The 16,847-nt window shown below is 66.0% G+C and carries 14 protein-coding genes, 1 tRNA gene and 1 pseudogene; 7 read left to right on the top strand and 9 right to left on the bottom strand.

Annotated elements, in window-relative coordinates:
- Window positions 1-20: 20 nt before the first annotated feature.
- The gene (locus BLU77_RS00080; protein WP_089771136.1) at window positions 21-1,448 is read right to left on the bottom strand and encodes a sulfatase family protein; all 1,428 of its coding nucleotides are present in this window, start codon (window positions 1,446-1,448) and stop codon (window positions 21-23) included.
- The gene (arfA, locus tag BLU77_RS00075; protein WP_342741426.1) at window positions 1,445-2,980 is read right to left on the bottom strand and encodes an arabinosylfuranosidase ArfA; all 1,536 of its coding nucleotides are present in this window, start codon (window positions 2,978-2,980) and stop codon (window positions 1,445-1,447) included. Before arfA ends, BLU77_RS00080 begins: the two co-directional genes overlap by 4 nt.
- A gap of 122 nt (window positions 2,981-3,102) precedes the next feature.
- On the opposite strand from arfA, the gene BLU77_RS00070 reads away from it, so the two are divergent.
- From BLU77_RS00070 to BLU77_RS00060, 3 genes are all read left to right on the top strand, one after another.
- On the top strand, window positions 3,103-4,653 hold the full coding sequence (locus BLU77_RS00070; protein WP_089771134.1) for a sulfatase family protein: 1,551 nt from the start codon (window positions 3,103-3,105) through the stop codon (window positions 4,651-4,653).
- Window positions 4,650-6,089: a sulfatase family protein gene (locus BLU77_RS00065; RefSeq protein ID WP_089771133.1), complete on the top strand. Its 1,440-nt coding sequence runs from the start codon at window positions 4,650-4,652 to the stop codon at window positions 6,087-6,089. The genes BLU77_RS00070 and BLU77_RS00065 overlap by 4 nt, the downstream gene beginning before the upstream one ends.
- A gap of 90 nt (window positions 6,090-6,179) precedes the next feature.
- A tRNA-Lys gene (locus tag BLU77_RS00060) sits at window positions 6,180-6,252 on the top strand.
- A gap of 153 nt (window positions 6,253-6,405) precedes the next feature.
- On the opposite strand, the gene BLU77_RS00055 is transcribed toward BLU77_RS00060, so the two are convergent.
- From BLU77_RS00055 to BLU77_RS00040, 4 genes are all read right to left on the bottom strand, one after another.
- Window positions 6,406-8,592: an alpha-amylase family protein gene (locus BLU77_RS00055; protein ID WP_089771132.1), complete on the bottom strand. Its 2,187-nt coding sequence runs from the start codon at window positions 8,590-8,592 to the stop codon at window positions 6,406-6,408.
- Between the two features lie 59 nt (window positions 8,593-8,651).
- Complete coding sequence (locus BLU77_RS00050) at window positions 8,652-9,428, bottom strand: carbohydrate ABC transporter permease (protein ID WP_089771131.1); 777 nt, start codon at window positions 9,426-9,428, stop codon at window positions 8,652-8,654.
- Window positions 9,429-9,576: 148 nt separating this feature from the next.
- Window positions 9,577-10,512, bottom strand: coding sequence for a carbohydrate ABC transporter permease (locus tag BLU77_RS00045; protein ID WP_089771130.1), 936 nt, complete (start codon window positions 10,510-10,512; stop codon window positions 9,577-9,579).
- Entirely contained in the window at window positions 10,509-11,792 is a 1,284-nt protein-coding gene (locus tag BLU77_RS00040) for an ABC transporter substrate-binding protein (protein WP_089771129.1), read from the bottom strand. The genes BLU77_RS00045 and BLU77_RS00040 overlap by 4 nt, the downstream gene beginning before the upstream one ends.
- Window positions 11,793-12,191: 399 nt before the next feature.
- Here BLU77_RS00040 and BLU77_RS00035 point away from each other — a divergent pair, with 399 nt between their 5' ends.
- Window positions 12,192-13,181, top strand: coding sequence for a LacI family DNA-binding transcriptional regulator (locus tag BLU77_RS00035; RefSeq protein ID WP_089771128.1), 990 nt, complete (start codon window positions 12,192-12,194; stop codon window positions 13,179-13,181).
- A gap of 41 nt (window positions 13,182-13,222) precedes the next feature.
- On the opposite strand, the gene BLU77_RS00030 is transcribed toward BLU77_RS00035, so the two are convergent.
- A complete protein-coding gene (locus tag BLU77_RS00030) occupies window positions 13,223-13,906 on the bottom strand; it encodes a hypothetical protein (protein ID WP_089771127.1) in 684 nt (227 codons plus the stop codon).
- Window positions 13,903-14,481, bottom strand: a complete 579-nt coding sequence (locus BLU77_RS00025) for an RNA polymerase sigma factor (RefSeq protein ID WP_217632331.1) — start codon at window positions 14,479-14,481, stop codon at window positions 13,903-13,905. The genes BLU77_RS00030 and BLU77_RS00025 overlap by 4 nt, the downstream gene beginning before the upstream one ends.
- On the opposite strand from BLU77_RS00025, the pseudogene BLU77_RS23130 reads away from it, so the two are divergent.
- Window positions 14,480-15,139 (top strand): annotated as a pseudogene (locus BLU77_RS23130) (COG4315 family predicted lipoprotein); the annotation flags it as partial. The gene BLU77_RS00025 and the pseudogene BLU77_RS23130 overlap by 2 nt on opposite strands.
- Before the next feature lie 166 nt (window positions 15,140-15,305).
- Window positions 15,306-15,608 carry a DUF6221 family protein gene (locus tag BLU77_RS22460; RefSeq protein WP_089771125.1) on the top strand — a complete coding sequence of 101 codons (303 nt, stop codon included), beginning with the start codon at window positions 15,306-15,308 and terminating at the stop codon, window positions 15,606-15,608.
- Between the two features lie 67 nt (window positions 15,609-15,675).
- On the opposite strand, the gene BLU77_RS00010 is transcribed toward BLU77_RS22460, so the two are convergent.
- Window positions 15,676-16,530, bottom strand: coding sequence for a Rossmann-fold NAD(P)-binding domain-containing protein (locus BLU77_RS00010; protein ID WP_217632330.1), 855 nt, complete (start codon window positions 16,528-16,530; stop codon window positions 15,676-15,678).
- Window positions 16,531-16,610: 80 nt separating this feature from the next.
- Here BLU77_RS00010 and BLU77_RS00005 point away from each other — a divergent pair.
- The coding region (locus BLU77_RS00005; RefSeq protein WP_139177473.1) for a cupin domain-containing protein at window positions 16,611-16,847 on the top strand (237 nt) is incomplete at its 3' end.

Raw genomic sequence — 16,847 nt, 5'->3', positions numbered from 1 at the left:
GGCCCGCGGCGGCGTCGGACTCAGGCGAGCTCGGCGCCGTCGTCGATCACTGCGGCGCGTGCACTGACCCGTGCTTCGGCATCGACGCCGCGGACGGCGGCGCTCATCGCCATGGCCCGCTTGGCCACTGGCCCGCCGCGCCCGGCTGATACCTGCAAGGCTTCGACGTCGCAGAGATCGGCCCGCCAGATCAGTAACGCGGTGAGCAGCTCGTCCCGCACCCCCTGACATGTTGGATCGCGGTAGAGGTCGGTGAGTTCGTCGGGGTCGGCGATCCGGTCGAAGAGCCGCCCCGTATCCTCGTCGGGGTAATACTCCAGCTTCCACCGCCGGTTGCACAGGGCGAGCGATCGGTACAGCACGGCGGTGGCACACCGGCGTGGTGACGCGCGGCCGTCCCGCACTGCCGGGAGCAGGTCGAAGCCTTGCACCGGTGGGAAGTCGACTCCTGCTGCGGCCAGGATCGTGGCGGTCACATCCGTGAGCATGGCGAAGCCCTGTCGCGCCCCGCCGGGGATGGTTCCGGGTTGCCGCAGGATGAGCGGGATCCGCCAGGACGCGTCGTAGAAGGTGTGCTTGTCGTTGAACCCGTGGTCGTAGTACTGCTGCCCGTGGTCACTGGTGACAATGACGAGGGTGTTCTCGGCCAGGCCCGCGTGGTCCAGGTGGTCGACGAGCCGCCCGATCTGAGCGTCAGTAGCGGCTGCGGAGGCGTAGTAAAGGCGGCGCAGCCGGTCGATCTCGTCGGGGTCGGGTGTGTCGGCATCGTCGAGACCCAGCAGGTCGCGCAGTTGTCGGGGCAGCTCATCCGGTTCGTCGGGCCCGGGGATCACCGGAGGAAGCTCCCGGTCGGCGAAGGCGTCGATCCATCGCTGCGGCGGGTCCAGAGGCGAGTGAGGGCTGAGCAAGGAGCAGTGCAGGAAGAACGGCGTTGCACCGACCTTATCGATCTCCGCGATCGCGGTGTCCACGGCCCACGCGTCACTGGTGAGCTCCTCGGGCAGCAACCCCGGCTCTGCGACGGACCGCTGGTACCCGTGGTCGGCGAGGAAATCGGCGTACTCGTCCTGGACAGGGCCACCCTTCTCCCCGGCAAACGGGTGCTGGATCGCGAACGAATCCGGCATCGGCCCGAAGTGTGTCTTGCCGACCATGATCGTCCGGTAGCCGACGTCGGCGAGGAGATCGGTGCACGGGGTGAGATGGCGCCGCCGGTGCAGGGCGTTCTCCACCGTGCCGTGGATGGGCGTGTGCGTCCCGGTGAGCAGGCTGGTGCGGGCGGGCATGCACACGGGAGCGTTGGTGTGCGCCTGCTCGAACACCACACCCTGCGCGGCGAGGGCATCCAGGTGCGGGGATATGGCATGCGTCGAGCCGTAGCAGCCCAGGGTGTCGGTGCGGGAAGTGTCGGTGGTGACGAGCAGGATGTTCGGTCGGCCCGTTCTCATGCGTTCCTCCTACCGGCGTCATCGACGATGCGGATCATCTGCCAGGAGCGTGGCGGAAGCATGACCTGGAGACGCCCGCCGTCGAGACCTGGCGGGTCCAGGTGACGGGGACGCACCCGGTCCGGATGGTCATGGGTATTGGTCGCGTCCGGGTCATCGTCATGAAGCAAGACGTGCTCAGTCACGTGCGGCTGGCCCATGGCGCGGACGACGACGTCACTGAGCACGGCGTCGTCGAGGGAGCGGTTCACGACGAACACGGTGAGCGATCCGTCCTCATCACGGGTGGCGGCGGCGTCGACCTGGTCCACGTCTCCGTACGACTGGGTGGTCATCGGTGGCGACTCGACGGCTAGCCGGATGGACTGACCCTGGCTGTGGGCGAAGACGGCCTGCATCGGGTAGTAGGAGGCCTGCCGCCAAGCCGGTCCTCCGGCTGCCGTCCGGATCGGGGCGTGGATGTTCACCAGCTGTGCGAAGCAGCTCATGGTGACGCGGTCCGCATGCCGGAGCAGGCTGTTCAGCATCGATCCCACGACCACCGCGTCAGTCACCGAGTGCGTGTCCTCGATGAGCGGCGGTGCCACAGTCCACGGCTCGTGACCCTGACGCCACGTCCCATGGGTGTGTCGCACGTTCCACTCGTCGAAAGAGAGGTTGAGGCGTTTGCGGGACTTCAGCTTCGCGCCCACGTAGTCGCTGGTTCCGATGACTTGGGTGATCATGGCGTCCATGTCGGCGCCGGCAGCCATGAAGTCCACGTAGTCGGCGCGGGTGTCACCGCGTGGTCCGTGATAGGCGTGCACGGAGATGTAGTCCACGACCTCGTAGGTGTGCTCGAGCACTTCCGCCTCCCAGGCGGCGTAGGTCGCCATCCGCCGCCCCGACGAGCCACAGGCGACCAGCTGGATACTGGGGTCGACGCGCCGCATCGCTGCACCTGCTGCCGCGGCCAGGATCCCGTACTCCCGCGCGGGTTTGCGCCCGATCTGCCACGGTCCGTCCAACTCGTTGCCGAGGCACCACACGCCGATGCCGTAGGGATCTGCGCGGCCATGCCGGTGGCGCAGATCGGACCAGTACCCACCGCCGGGGTGATTGCAGTACTCGACAAGAGCCGCCGCCTCCTCCACGCCGCGAGTGCCGAGATTGACGGCCATCATTGCCTCAGCACCCACGGTTCGGGTCCATGCCATGAATTCACCGATACCGACGGCGTTCGTCTCGATCGACTGGAACGCGAGGTCAAGTTTTGTGGGCCGCTCCTCCCGCGGACCTACCCCGTCCTCCCACCGATAGCCAGAGACGAAGTTCCCGCCTGGGTAGCGCACGATGCTCACCCCCAGATCACGGGTGAGGTCACGAACGTCGAACCGGAACCCATCGCCGTCGGCGGTGGTGTGGCCGGGCTCGTAGATCCCGGTGTAGACACATCTGCCGAGGTGCTCCACGAACGACCCGCGCATCCGCGGGTCGATCTCACCGATCACGTAGGCCGGATCGACAGTAATGGTCGAGGTCAGCACAGCCACGTTCCCCTTCGATGGATTATTTACAGACCTAACGGTAAAGTAGCACAGCAGGGGCCACTCTCCTGAGCGCGCCGCGGAACCGAGCCGTCCAGCGCAGCACGTGCAACGAAAGGAATCACTAGATGAGTCATGAACTCTCCGCGACCGCTGGAGATCATGCAGGTGACGCCCGCCCGAACATCCTGCTGATCACCACGGACCAGCAGCACCACAGCGCGTTGGGGTCAGTGACGCCGATGCTGGACACCCCGAACATCGACAGCATCGGTACCGACGGCGTCACAGTGGACCGGGCGTATTGCAACAACCCGCTGTGCTCACCCTCCCGGTCCTCGATCATCACCGGTGAATACCCGTCCTGGCACGGGTGCTGGACGATCGGGACGAAGCTGGAGGAGGAACGCACCTTCCTTGGTGACCTGCTCGGCCAGGCGGGCTACCAGACCTCTCTGATCGGCAAAGCACACTTCCAGCCGCTGGCATCCACTCCGGAGCAGACCTCCCTCGAGGCACAGCCGACGTTGCGCGACCTGGACTTCTGGCGCGAGTTCCACGGCCCCTACTACGGCTTCGACCACATCGAGCTCGCCCGCAACCATGCCGACGAGTCCCACGTGGGCCAGCATTACGCAATCTGGATGGAAGAGCAGGGCCTGACCGACTGGGCCGACTACTTCCAGTCCTGGCCCGAGGTTCGTGGCGACGAACGGCAGCACTCCTGGGACCTTCCTGCCGAATACCACTACTCCACCTGGACCGCCGAGCGCACCATCGCCGCGATCGACCGCGCCGCCGACACCGACGACCCGTTCTTCACCTGGGCCAGCTTCCACGACCCGCACCCGCCCTACCTGGTGCCCGAACCGTACGCCTCGATGTATGACCCTGCCGAGGTAGAACCCGGCCGGCTCGAGCCCGGGGAGCTGGAGAAGATGGCCCCCTGGTTCGCCCTCACCCAACAGCACGACCCGAACTTCTCCCCCTGGCAGGAGACACCACACCAGAACCACGGGTTCCACAGCCACCTCACCGACGAGGACAAGCTCCGCAAGGACATCGCCGTCTACTACGGGATGATGACCCTGATCGACGACCAGGTCGGACGCATCCTGGATCACCTGGCCTCCCGTGGATTGGCGGAGAACACCCTGGTGATCTTCACCTCCGACCACGGGCACTTCCTCGGCCAGCACGGCCTGGTCGCCAAGGGCGCCTTCCACTACGAAGACCTCCTTCGAGTCCCCTTCCTGGCCCGCTGGCCTCAGCGCATCCCGGCAGGATCACGCACCTCCTCCCTGCTCGGCCTCATCGACCTCGCCCCCACCATGCTCACCGCCGCCGGTCTGGACGTCCCCGGCTCCACGCAAGGGGTGAACCAGCTCGACGTCTGGACCGGTGAGCACGACACAGCCCGAGACCACGTGATCGTCGAGAACAGACACCAGCCCACCGCCGTCGACCTGCGCACCTACATCGACGGCCGGTACAAGCTCACCGTCTACCGCGGGCACCCCTGGGGCGACCTGTTCGACCTGCACACCGACCCCGGCGAGGTGAACAACCTCTTCGACCACCCCGATCACCAAGACCTACGCCACCAGCTCGCTCTGCGCGCCATCGACACTGAGCTGGCCCGCCAACCCACCACCTATCAGCGCATTGCCCGGGCATGAACAGACCGAACATCTTGCTCGCGATAGCCGACGACGCCTCGCACGTGAGCGCGCAAGGTCACCCGTTCGTGCACACACCTGCCTTCGACTGGGTGGCCGAACATGGGGTGCTGTGCCACAACGCCTACACCACGAATCCCAAGTGCGCACCGTCGCGGGCGAGCATCCTCACCGGCATGCACACCTGGCAGCTCAAGGAAGCCGGCAATCACAACGGCATCTTCCCCGCCGAGTTTGCCCGCTACCCCGACCTGCTCGAAGGCACCGGGTATCACGTGGGATACACCGGCAAAGGATGGGCGCCAGGGAACTGGGCGCGCCAAGGACTGACCCGCAACCCCGCCGGCACCCCGTACAACAACCACCGGCTCACCCCACCGGAACGCACCGGTATCAGCGAGATCGACTACGCCGCCAACTTCGCCGTATTCCTGAACGACCGCAATGAGCGCCAGCCGTTCTGCTTCTGGTACGGCGGGTTCGAGCCACACCGGCGCTACGAGCCCGGCGAAGGGGCACGCGCAGGCCTCGACCCGGCCGCGGTGCAGGTTCCCCCGTACCTGCCGGACGTGCCACAGGTGCGCGAGGACCTGCTGGACTACGCCTACGAGATCGAGTGGTTCGATCGTCATCTGGGCTTGATGATCGACCAGCTCGCCCAGGCCGGTGAGCTGGAGAACACCCTCATCGTCGTCACCTCCGACAACGGCATGCCCTTCCCACGGGTGAAGGGGCAGATGCTCGACCCCGACGCCCGCCTTCCCTTCGCCGTGTGCTGGCCAGGGACCGTACCCAGTGGACGAGTGATCGAGGACCTGATCAGCTTCGTCGACCTCGCACCCACATTCCTGGATGCAGCAGGGATCACCGAGCACCCGCCACAGATGGTGGGTCGCACCCTGATGGACGTGCTGCGATCGGAGGAATCCGGGCAGGTCGACCCGGACCGGGACCGGGTGTTCTTCGGCCGTGAGCGCCACGATCTCGGGTATGAAGGCGACCGCTCCTACCCCGTGCGATGCATCCGCCGTGGTGACTACCTCTACGTCTGGAACCTGCGGCCGAGCATGTGGCCGGCCGGGAATCCGGAGACAGGATTCACCAACGTCGACTCCTCCCCCACCAAAGAGACGATCCTCGCCCAGCACGAGGCGGGCGAGGACACCTACTACGACCTGGCATTCGGCAAGCGCCCGGAGCATGAGCTGTACCACCTGCCGAGCGACCCGCACTGCATCGATAACCTGGCCGACCACCCCGAGCACAAGTCCTTGGTGAGCGAGCTCGAGGACGTGCTGCGGGCCGAGCTCGTCGCCACCGGCGACCCGCGGATGACCGGCGGTGGCGCCGAGTTCGACACCTACGAATACGCAGGTGCCCTGCACCATTCGTGGGCCGCGTGGGAGGCGGGCACCTGGCGGCCGCAGAGTTACTGACCTCGACCGCATGCCATGGCGTCACGCCGACGAGTCCTGACGGCGCACCCTCCTGGCGTAGGCTTGTCGCCGCCGCACCATGCGGCGTGCGGGCCTCTAGCTCAACTGGCAGAGCAACGGACTTTTAATCCGTGGGTTCCGGGTTCGAGCCCCGGGGGGCCTACTCCTCAGAACGATCGACCCCGGCTCCGATGGAATTGCTGGATGGGGTCATCGGGCTGCCGAGATCCCGGGGCCCGGGTGGGGCCACTGCGACTCCCGCCTGGCTCACGGGTGCGAGCCGGGCGGGAGCCCCTCGATGGTGGTTGCGCAACCGTCAGGCCCAGTCGATCACGACGACTTCATGTGCCTTGACCACATCGACAGTGACCACGATGGCGTCACCATCTTCCTTGGCTGTGGCTGCGGCCTCCGCTACCCGCAGCGCAGCACTCTTCACCGCGCTGGCCGGTTCTGGTCTGGTGATGCGTACCTCGATCGGACCAACTGGGTAGAGGTGGTCCTGGCGGGCTGCCAAGTTCGTTGTCGCGAGTGAGTTGGTCAGATGCACGATCGTCCGTCCGGGTTGGGCGTAGGCGTTCACTGCCACTCCCCCAGGGGTCTTCGCCGAGACCTTGGACTCCTCGCCTATGGCCCACCGCACCACCCGTGCGAGCAGCGCTCGGGCGTCGGGTTGTTGGTCCCGGTCACCGCACCGATCCAGGTCTGCGAGCACCATGACTGTTCGGGACTCCCCTCGTTCGCTGACCACGAGGGCGGGAATGCTAGTTTCCGGGGTGCTCATCCATGAGGTCTCGGGCGGATAGATGGGGAACCTCGGGATGAACGTCGCCAACGTCTCAAAGCCGTCGAGCACACGGGATTCCCGCAGGTAACCGCCGAACGGCACGATATCGGTGTCATCGAAGCCGTCGAGCGCACTGTGCCGAGCGGGACGTCGCACCTTGACGTCCGTGCCGCCGCCATCGGAGTTTCGAGCGGGCAGGAGGCGCAGGTAGGTGTGGTTGCCCGCTGTCTCCATGTTGACGTCTGTGCCTCGCCAGTCGCCGTGGGTGGACTCGCCCGCGGTGACACCAAGGACGTCAGCAAGGCCGTAGTCGTCGCGCCGCTCCCCATCCTCGGTGAACAGCGATGTCTCTCCCGTCGCAACGACCGAGCCACCAGCTGCGTGGAACTCGCGGACAGCCTCAAGTTGAGCGTCACCCATCGCGCCGACGTTCGGCAGCAGGAGAACACTGAACCGGCTGGCGGTCGTGTGTATGTCGTCTGCGTGCACCGGTACATAGGTCAACCCAGCCTGCACGAGCGCGGTGATCGCACCGCGGTACGGGCTCGCAGTCCGCTCTTCGATCTGATCACGGCCAAAGAAGTCGGTGTTGTCTGTGGACCACACCACGCCGACATCGGCCACTGGCGTCCGGTCGAACAGGACGTCCTCGTTCTTCTCGTGCCACTGGAAGATCTCCGGAGCGGTCGAGTATTGCCGGCGGTCCTCGTGGTGGGAACCGATGTGGTGCCACCACGGCTGGATGCCGCCGGCGAAGCCGTTGGCCGACCACAGCTGAGCTTCAGCCTTCGGCATCGCGGCGACGCGAAAGGCAGGGCGGCCCAGGCTGTACATGGGCATGCTCTCCGGCATCACAGCGTCCCAGCCAACGAGTTCATGGATGCGCTTGCCCGCCTCGGCGTTCTGGTGGAAGCTCTCCCCGAACCAGCGGAACTGATGATCGAGCATCGCGAACGGGGAGCCACGCAGGATCCGCCGTTGGTCGTTGAACCTGTTCGCAGCATGCTTCTGATCGCCGCTGAGCATCCCCATCCAGATGCAGTGCTCGCCGCCGGCTGCCTGGGTGGCCTTGTTGTTCAACTCCCAGATCTCTACTCGCCGGTCGTAGTTCCAGCGCACCCAGTCGCGGTAGGTAGGGTCGCTCCAGTCGATCTGGGCGGGCAGCGGGCTACCCTTGGCTTCACGGAAGATCCGGGCGCAGTTCTCGCAGTAGCAGATCCGGTCCCGTGGCAGACCGGCCCAGCTGTTGTCGGCGAAGCCGTCTGGTGCAGACCGTCGGGTGATCTCGGCGAGCACTTGGAGCAGGTAGTCGTTGTAGTAGCCGCTGTTGACGCAGGTGATCCACTTGTCGGCAGCCCGATAGGGCTCGCCATCAGCATCTCGGGCCATCCACTCCGGGTGCGCGATGAAGAAGTCCTCGGCCACGCGGTTGGAGTCCATCCGGGCGACCACCGCCAGTCCCTCGTCACGCGCGGAGGCGACGATGCGGCCATACAGATCGTTCTGTTCGGAGATCCCGACAGCACGGTGATGGAGTTCGAACTCGGATGGGTAGTAGGCGACGATGCCACCTGCATTGACGATCACACCGTCGATACGAGTATCTCGCCAGTACCTGCGCCACCACGCGTCGTCGTATCGCTCGGGGTCGATCTCGACGAGGTTGGTCTGACCCCATCGTCGGCTCGTTCGGTACCACGGCTCGTTCGCGGGCATGGAAATCCTTCCTAGTTGGGCACGGGTGGTGTTCGACCACGCCGTGGAGATGAGTGGATCTACTTCAAGCCGGAGCTGGCGATTCCCTGCACGAAATACTTCTGCGCGATCAGGTAGATCACGATCACGGGCACCACCGTGATCGTCGATGCAGCCATCAGCAGGTTCGTGGTGGAGAAGAACTCACCCTGGAACTGTGCCAGTGCGATCGGGAGAGTCTGTAGGTGCGTGGAATTGATGAAAATCAATGGGCCGAAGAGGTCGTTCCACGACTCCACGAAGGTGAACACACCCACTGCGGCAAGCGCTGGCTTGACCTGTGGCAGCATGATTCGTGCATAGATCATGAAGGTGTTCAGGCCGTCCAACTTCGCGGCCTCCTCCAGTTCCTTCGGCAGCGTCATGAATGCTTGCCGGAGGAGGAAGGTGCCGAACACCGGCGTCAGTACGCGCGGCACCCACAGCGGGAAGAAGGTGTCCACCCAGCCGATCTGCTGGAAGATGATGTACTGCGGGATGATCAGGACGATCCCGGGGATGATCGCTGTCGCTAGGACGAGCGAGAAGGCAAGGTCACGGCCACGGAAGGAGAGCCGGCCGAAGGCGTATCCGGCGATTGACGAGACCGCGAGCACTCCGACGACGTTGATGACGGCCAGCATCGCGCTGTTGATGAAGAACGGCCGGATCGATTCGAACGCTGCAGCGTAGTTGTGCCACTCCCAGGTCTGCGGGATGAACCCCATCGGGTTCTGGGCGATGTCCTGCTCGGTCTTCAAGGACGCAGAGAGCATCCAGCTCAGTGGTGTGAGAAAACTGATGGCGAGCATCGTCATCAGGATCAGCTTGCCACCGCGCCCTGCCAGCGCCAGACGGGCGCCTCGCTCGGGAACGGTTCCAGTTCGTCGAGACGCCTCAACCCGGGTTTCCCGTGCACGTGCCGCAGGCGCGTGTCGAATCTGCAGGTGTGTCATGTCTCCCCGATCAGTTGTAGAAGACCCAGCGCTTCTGCAGCCTGAGCTGAAGGAACGTGACGGCACCGATGATGATGAACAGGATCCAGGCCATGGCCGAGGCGTAGCCCAACTGTCCGAACGTGAAAGCGTTCTGATAGAGGTAGTAGATGTAGACATTTGTCGCGTTCCCGGGGCCTCCGCTGGTCAGCACAAAGATCAACGCGAAGACCTGGAACGAGGTGATGAACTGCGTCACGAGAACAAAGAAGATCTGAGGCGTCAACAACGGCAGGGTGATACTGAAGAAGCGTCGTCTCGATCCTGCGCCATCGATCTTGGCGGCTTCATTGAGTGAGTCATCGATGCTCTGGAGGCCGCCGAGCAGGATGATCATCGGATACCCGATTCCCTGCCATGCCGAGATGAGGATCACTGCAGGAAGTGCCCAGGTCGAGTTGGTGAGCCACGCTGGCCCCTCGACGCCCACCATGGCGAAGACGCTGTTGATGAACCCGCTCGGTGCGAGAAGCTTGCTCCAGACCAACCCGATCGCCACGATGCTGGTCACATAGGGCGTGAAGTACGCCGTCCGGAAGACCACATTGGACACACGCGACTTTCCCTGGCACAGCACCGCCAGGAGCAAGGCTCCCACGGTCGTCAGCGGTATCACCCCGAGGGTGAACAGCACGGTGTTCCTCAGGGTGGTCCAGAACAGGTCGTCCTGTGCCAGTCCTGCGTAGTTGTCAGCGCCGATGAACTGCGGCGTGGTGATGCCGTCCCAGTTGGTGAACGACGCGACGATCGAGACCACGATCGGCACAAGCTGGAAAGCGAGGATGCCGAATATCAGCGGGGCGATGAACAACCAACCGGCGAGTTCGCCCCTGCCGAGCCGGCGCCGTCGGCCGGAGCTGTCTGTCGACGACCCTGCGCGCGCGATAGGGACGTTGGTCGACGTCACGCCAGAGCCGCTTCCACCTGCTCGCGAGCGCCGGTCAGTGCCTCCTCCACCGTGATCTCACCGATCAGGGCACGTTCCAGCGCCGGCCGGTAGATCGCCACTGCCGCTGCGGTGGCGGTCGTGGAATGCACACTTCGGTTGTTCTTGGCCGCTTCGGTGAACAGATGAATGTTCGCAGGGCCGGCTCCACCGGGTTCAAGAGCCTCGGCGGCGGTCCTGCTCAGCGGCACACCCACGCGGTTCTGCGCGATCGCCTGACCACCTTCGGGCCCGGTGACGTACTTCAGGAACTCCCAGGCTCCGTCGGGGTTGGCTGCCGCCGTCGGGATCACCATCAAGGCCATCGAGGACTCGCTGAACTGGTTCACGTTGCCCGGGACGGGGGCGATGTCCCACTCGAACTCCGTGACATTCTCGTTGAAGTAACTGGAGACTGACATCGAGGAGAAGAGCATCGCGCACCGGCCACCGACGAATAGCTGCTGCTCGGAGTCGTCCCCAGACACCTCGGCCCATGGAGGCGCCACCTCGTGCACGAGCGCGAGGTCGGCCGCCCATTGCAGCGCTTCAACGCCCTCCGGCTCGGCAAGGGCGAAGGAGCGCCCGTCGGCCGAGAAGATGCCCTCCCCACCATTGTTGACTGCCCAGGTGTTCTCGTACGCAGTATCGGTGACGACGCATGCGCCCCACGTGTCACCTTCGGTGAGCGCGCGGGCAGTCTCCAGGAAGTCCTCCCAGGTCCAGCCGTCAGATGTCCAGGACGTAGGCGGGAGCGGTACGCCCTTCTCCTCGAACAGCGTCTTGTTGTAATAGATGACTCGGGGCAGCGCTCCGATGGCCAAGCCCGCCCGGCCGTTCGGCAGTGCCGTGAAGTCGAGCACGCCTTCGAAGTAGTCCGAGGTGTCCACGCCTGACTCAGACAGGTAGGGCTCGATGTCGAGGATCGACTCCTTGTCCGACATCTCCCGGAGGAAGTCGTCATTGAGGCGCATCAGGTCCGGTGGCGAACCACCTGCGATCAGGGTGCGGAACCGGGTCTGGTAGTCGTCGAAGGGCACCGAGGCCTGCGGAGTTACAGTCAGCCCGCTGGCTGCCTCGAAGTCGGTCTTGATCTGCCCGAAGACGAGATCGTTGAGGCCGTCCGACCAGCCGGCACCGGTGATCTCGTCAGGACCACTCTCGGCACTGCCGCCGGCGCAGCTCGCTAGGAGGAAGCCTCCCGCCGCACCTGCGCCAGCCACGAGGAAGTTACGTCGATTCAGGATGGGGTTTGTGTTCATCGTGCGTCCTTACTGCCGTAGTAGGAGACAGCGCCGCGATGCGCGTCTGCTCGAGTGAAGTCCACATTCCGTTGGGGCAAATCGAATGGGACTCTACCCGCGTAGACACACGTGGTCAACCCGCGTAGACTGACGCAATTCATTCCTCCGCTACTCAGCGATCCTCTCGCCGTAAAGGAGCCCGATGCCCGACCGCGATCAGCCGCCAACCCCAAACCGGTCGGTGACGCGCTCGTGCGCGGTTCTTGACGGGCAGGCCGCCCCGGACGGTGAGGCCACCGCCGTCGCACACCGTGCTCCAGCTAACCGGGTGGCACCTGCAGCCACGGCAGTGCAATCCGGAGCGGACCCGCTACAGTCCCCCGACTTCCGCTCGATCGCCCACAGTTACCATCAATTGTGGCAGTAACCAGGAAGGATGTGGCACTGCGGGCCGGGGTGTCGACCGCCGTGGTGTCCTACGTGCTCAACAATGGGCCCCGGCCGGTCTCATCGGCCGCACGGGCCAAGGTTCTGGCTGCGATCGACGACCTGGGCTATCAACGCGACGGCGTCGCCCGGATGCTCGCTCTCGGGCGCTCATCGACCCTCGGGCTCGTGGTTCCGGACATCGTGATGCCCTACTTCGGACGCCTCGCTCAGGCGATTTCTTCGCTGGCATTCACGCAGGGACTGGAGCTCTTGGTCGCGACGACCGATTGGGACCTGGCGAAGGAGCAGGCCAATCTTCGCGCTCTCGTGGAACGCCGTGTTGAAGGCATCATCGTGGTCAGCGTGGACCGGCATCAGGATTTCGGCCCCTATACAGCGATGGGCACACCGATCGTGGTGGTAGATCGACCCGAGTTCGCGGTCCGTGGATCAGCACTGGTGACACAGCACCTGATCAGCCATGGCCACAAGAAGATTGCCTTGCTCGGCGGCCCTGAGGGCATCGTTTCCACTCAACGACGCTATGAGGGCTGGCGCGATGTGATGGCCGAGAACCACCTACATTCCGGCGACGACTATGTCGTCGCAGCGCCCCTGACCGAACCCGGCGGCTACGACGCCGTCGAGCAGTTGCTCGCGATGGACCCGGCTCCCACCGCAGCACTGGTGGCAACCGACGTTCAGGCGTTCGGCGTCCTGCGTCGACTGTATGAGCGTGGCGTCGCGGTGCCCGGCGATCTGGCACTCGCCGTCGCCAACGCGACAGAACTTGCCCAGTTCACAGTGCCCTCGCTGACGTCGCTGGTCGCGCCGACCATTGACATAGCCGGAGCGGCCATCGAGGCACTGGACCAGCGAAAGGACGAGCTCGTCCAGACCATCAACGTTGCCAACTATGCGCTGGCTGAGCGTGAGTCGTGCGGCTGCCTTCCCCGTAGGAGCGGCGGGCTGCGGTAAGGCCGAGATTCAACCGGACTGCTTCGATCCTTGAGGATGCCTCACAGTTCGGCGCTGGACCACACCTGCCCACTCTCGGCCACCAGATCCACCGACGTGACGCCGTCATCGGCCACGATCCACCGGTTCGGCGAGTCCGCGCTCAGCGCCCACGCTCCCAGGTCCGCCTTCGTACCGTCGGCGTACTCCACGAGGCAGGTGTATTCCACCCCCACGGGTCCCTCGGCCACGTCCACCACGAGCATCGGCCCGTCCGGGCCCCAGCCGCGGGACACCTGCCCGATCCGGGTGCCGTCCGCGGTCAGCAAGGGGGCCGACCACTCGGCGGCGGCTGATGGCGGGGCTTCCGTTCCGCCGTCCAGCAGCGCCACCGCCCCCGCTCCCAGGGCGAGGCCCAACAGCCATGCCGCTGCCACGGCGAAGATGGCCCGACGGCGGCCGCTCGCCCTGGTGCGAGGCGCGCCTCTCCCGGGCTCCCCTGTTCGCTCAGCCCGCAACCGCGCCAGCACGTCGGACTCGAAGTCGGGTCCCGGTGCGTGCCGGGGTACGGCGGGGAGCACCTGCTCGATCGCACCGGCGCGCTCGTCGTAGTCGTGGCGGCAGGCGCTGCACGCGGCCAGGTGGTCACTCACCCGGATACGGGTGTCGGCATCGGCGTGATCGAGCGCCACCTCGATGAGGGCGTCCTCGTCGGGGTGCCACTCGGCGTTCCGGCTGGACGTCATGATCCGCCTCCTTGTTCGGTCTCGACACCTCGTCGTAGTTTCCTGAGCCCGTCACGGATCCGGGTCTTGGCGGTGCCCAGGGGGATCTTCTCCCGCACACTCACCTCCGCGGCCGTACACCCGCCGAGCACGGCCAGCACCACGGCGCGCGCCTGCTCGGGTGAGAGGCGGTGCAGCCGGCGCACCGCACGCTCAGCCTCGACGCGGTGCACGGCCGTCTCCTCCAGGTCCGGCGAGGTGGTCAGTGTGTCCTGCACGAGCCGATCGAGGACGTCGTCCTCGGTGGGAGTGCTGCGCCGGGCCCGTACGGCGTCGATGGCGGCGTTGCGGGCGATGGTGAGGATCCAGGTGAGCACCGAAGCACGCCGTGCGTCGTAACCGCCGGCCGCTCCCCAGGCACGCAAGAACACCTCCTGGCTCACGTCCTCGGCGAGCGCCGCGTCGCGGGTGATGCTCACTGCCATCCCGAACACCGCGCTCTGGAACCGCCGAACGAACGCCGCCGACGCACCGGGATCGTCCACCGCCAGCCCGGCCAGCAGGGCGGCGTCGGCGGCCCGGTCGGCGCGTGACATGGCTCCCATACTTCACGATACGGCTCAGCCCGGGTGGAGGGATTGCCGGTACGCGGATCCCGCTGTTCCTCAGCTCGAGCAATCCCTTCGTCCCCGTCTCGACGCCGGCCGTTCGGCCGGTGCTGACGCACGACGAGTGGAGAAGACCATGCGACGGACCCGGACCATACTGACGGCGACCCTCATGGGCGCGGGCCTCCTGCTGGCAGGATGCGGCTCCGCCGACGAGGGCGACACGGACGAGGGCGCGGGCGGAGGCTACGGAGGCGGCGCCCCTGCCGAGGAGGAGACAACCGAGGAGGGCGAGGCCACCGAGGAGAGCGGCGAGGAAGGCGACAACGGCGAGATGGCCGCCGCCCCGACTGTCACCACCGCCGAGACCGACCTCGGCACGATCCTGGTCGATGGTGAGGGCATGACCTTGTACATGTTCACCAACGACGAAGAAGGCGTGAGCAACTGCGAGGGCGACTGCCTCGAAGCATGGCCGGCCCTGGAGGGTGAACCGGAGGCGGGCGAAGGTATCGACACGTCGCTGCTCGGCAGCCTCGAACGCTCCGACGGCACGGTCCAGGCCTCGTACAACGGCTGGCCGCTGTACTACTGGGTGCAGGACTCCGCCCCCGGCGACACCACCGGCCAGGGCGTGAACGACGTCTGGTACGTCCTCTCCCGAGGGCGAGATCATCGAGTAGCCGGCCGCGGAAGTATCGACGCCTCTCAGGCCACTGGTGCCAGATCTGGCAGCAACTCACTCAGCGCCGTCGATACGTCCACGCGCTGCCGGCAGGAGCGGGGTTGGTGGTGCCGTGCGACCATGATGAGTGACCATCACCGAGTTCATCCATGCCCGGATCGACGACGACGAGGCCGCGGCGTTGCGAATCCCGGCCGGAGTGGGCGCTGGCCTGCATCCCTTCGGACGCGAGCGGATTCTCGCCGAGTGCGCAGTCAAACGGGCACTCGTCCAGGAACTGTGGGAGACCGCAGGCCTCTCCGGGAACGAGTTCGGCGCGTTTCGTGACTGGCACGAGCTCGAACGCGTCGGTGAGTACCCCTCAGGGCTACGCCACCTCGCGACTCTCTACTCCGACCACCCCGATTTCCAGGAGACGTGGACACCCTGAGTGCGGCGGGCCAGGGCACCGACGAGGTTGGTTCCACCGTATCCAGATCGGGCCCATGCGGCCTCGCTCATGCCCTAGCCCAAGCCCCGCCGGCCGCCGCCTCGGCCGCGAACTCTTCCAGCGAGCGAGCCGGCCTGCCGAGCACGTCCGCCACGGTGGTGGTCGTGGCGCTGTTGTGCCCGTCGAGCAGGTCCACGAACAGCTCGGCAAGTCCGCGGGCCTCGTCGGTCGGCAGACCTGCCGCTTCGGCCACGGCAGCGAAATCCGCCGCACTCACCTGCTGGTACTGCACGCGATGCCCGGCCGCATCTCCCAGGATCCGGGCGGTCTCCACGAGAGGCACCGCGCGAGGTCCGGTCAGCTCGAGCACCCGCCCCTCGTGCTCGGTGCCCTCCGCCAGCAGGGCTGTCACCACGACGTCGGCGATGTCCTCGGCGTCCAGGAACGGTTCGGCAACGTCGGGCGCGCCCGGCAGCGCCAGCACGCCGTCGATGACTGCTGGGGCGAACGGACCCTCGGTGAAGTTCTGGTCGAAGAACGCGCAGCGCACCACTGTGCCAGTGGGCACCAGGTCCAGGAACGCGCGTTCACACTCCTGCGCCAGCGGCTCACCACGGCCGGGAGAGCAGCACCACCCGCTGCACGCCCCGCTCGGCGAGCGCCGTCGCCACACCCGTGACGGCGTCCCGTGCGCCGGGCAGCGCCAGGTCGGGTTGTAGGTCAGGTAGGCGGCTGCCACACCGTCGACGGCGGCCGGCCAGGTGTGTGGGTTGGTCCAGTCGAAGGGATGGTCACCGGAGCGGGAGGCGCTCCGGACAAGGTGCCCGGCCGAAGTGAGCCTGGCCGCGACCCGGCGGCCGGTCTTGCCGTGCGCGCCGGTGATGAGGATCGTTCCTGCGAGGGTCTGCACTGTGGTGTCCATGTCTTCATCTCAGCGGCTCCAATCAAGACGATCCATGGGCAGAACGGTCAATGGCATACGTGATCGTCTAACATCAGGGAATGGACGCCCTCTCCGCACTGCTGGACGGCCCCCGCGCTCGGGGCGCCTTCGTGCTCCGATGCCTGCTCGACGCACCGTGGTCGATCCGCGTCGGTGACGAGGCACCGTTGGCGCTGGTGGCGATGGCACGTGGTCGCGCGTGGGTGACCTTCGACGGAGAGGATCCGCTCGAGCTGGTACCGGGTGACGTGTTGCTGGTCAAGGGTCCGGATCACTACACGGTCTCCGACTCCCCC

This window comes from Ruania alba (assembly GCF_900105765.1).
Lineage (GTDB): Bacteria > Actinomycetota > Actinomycetes > Actinomycetales > Beutenbergiaceae > Ruania > Ruania alba.
This window is presented reverse-complemented; position numbering and strand designations above follow the sequence as displayed.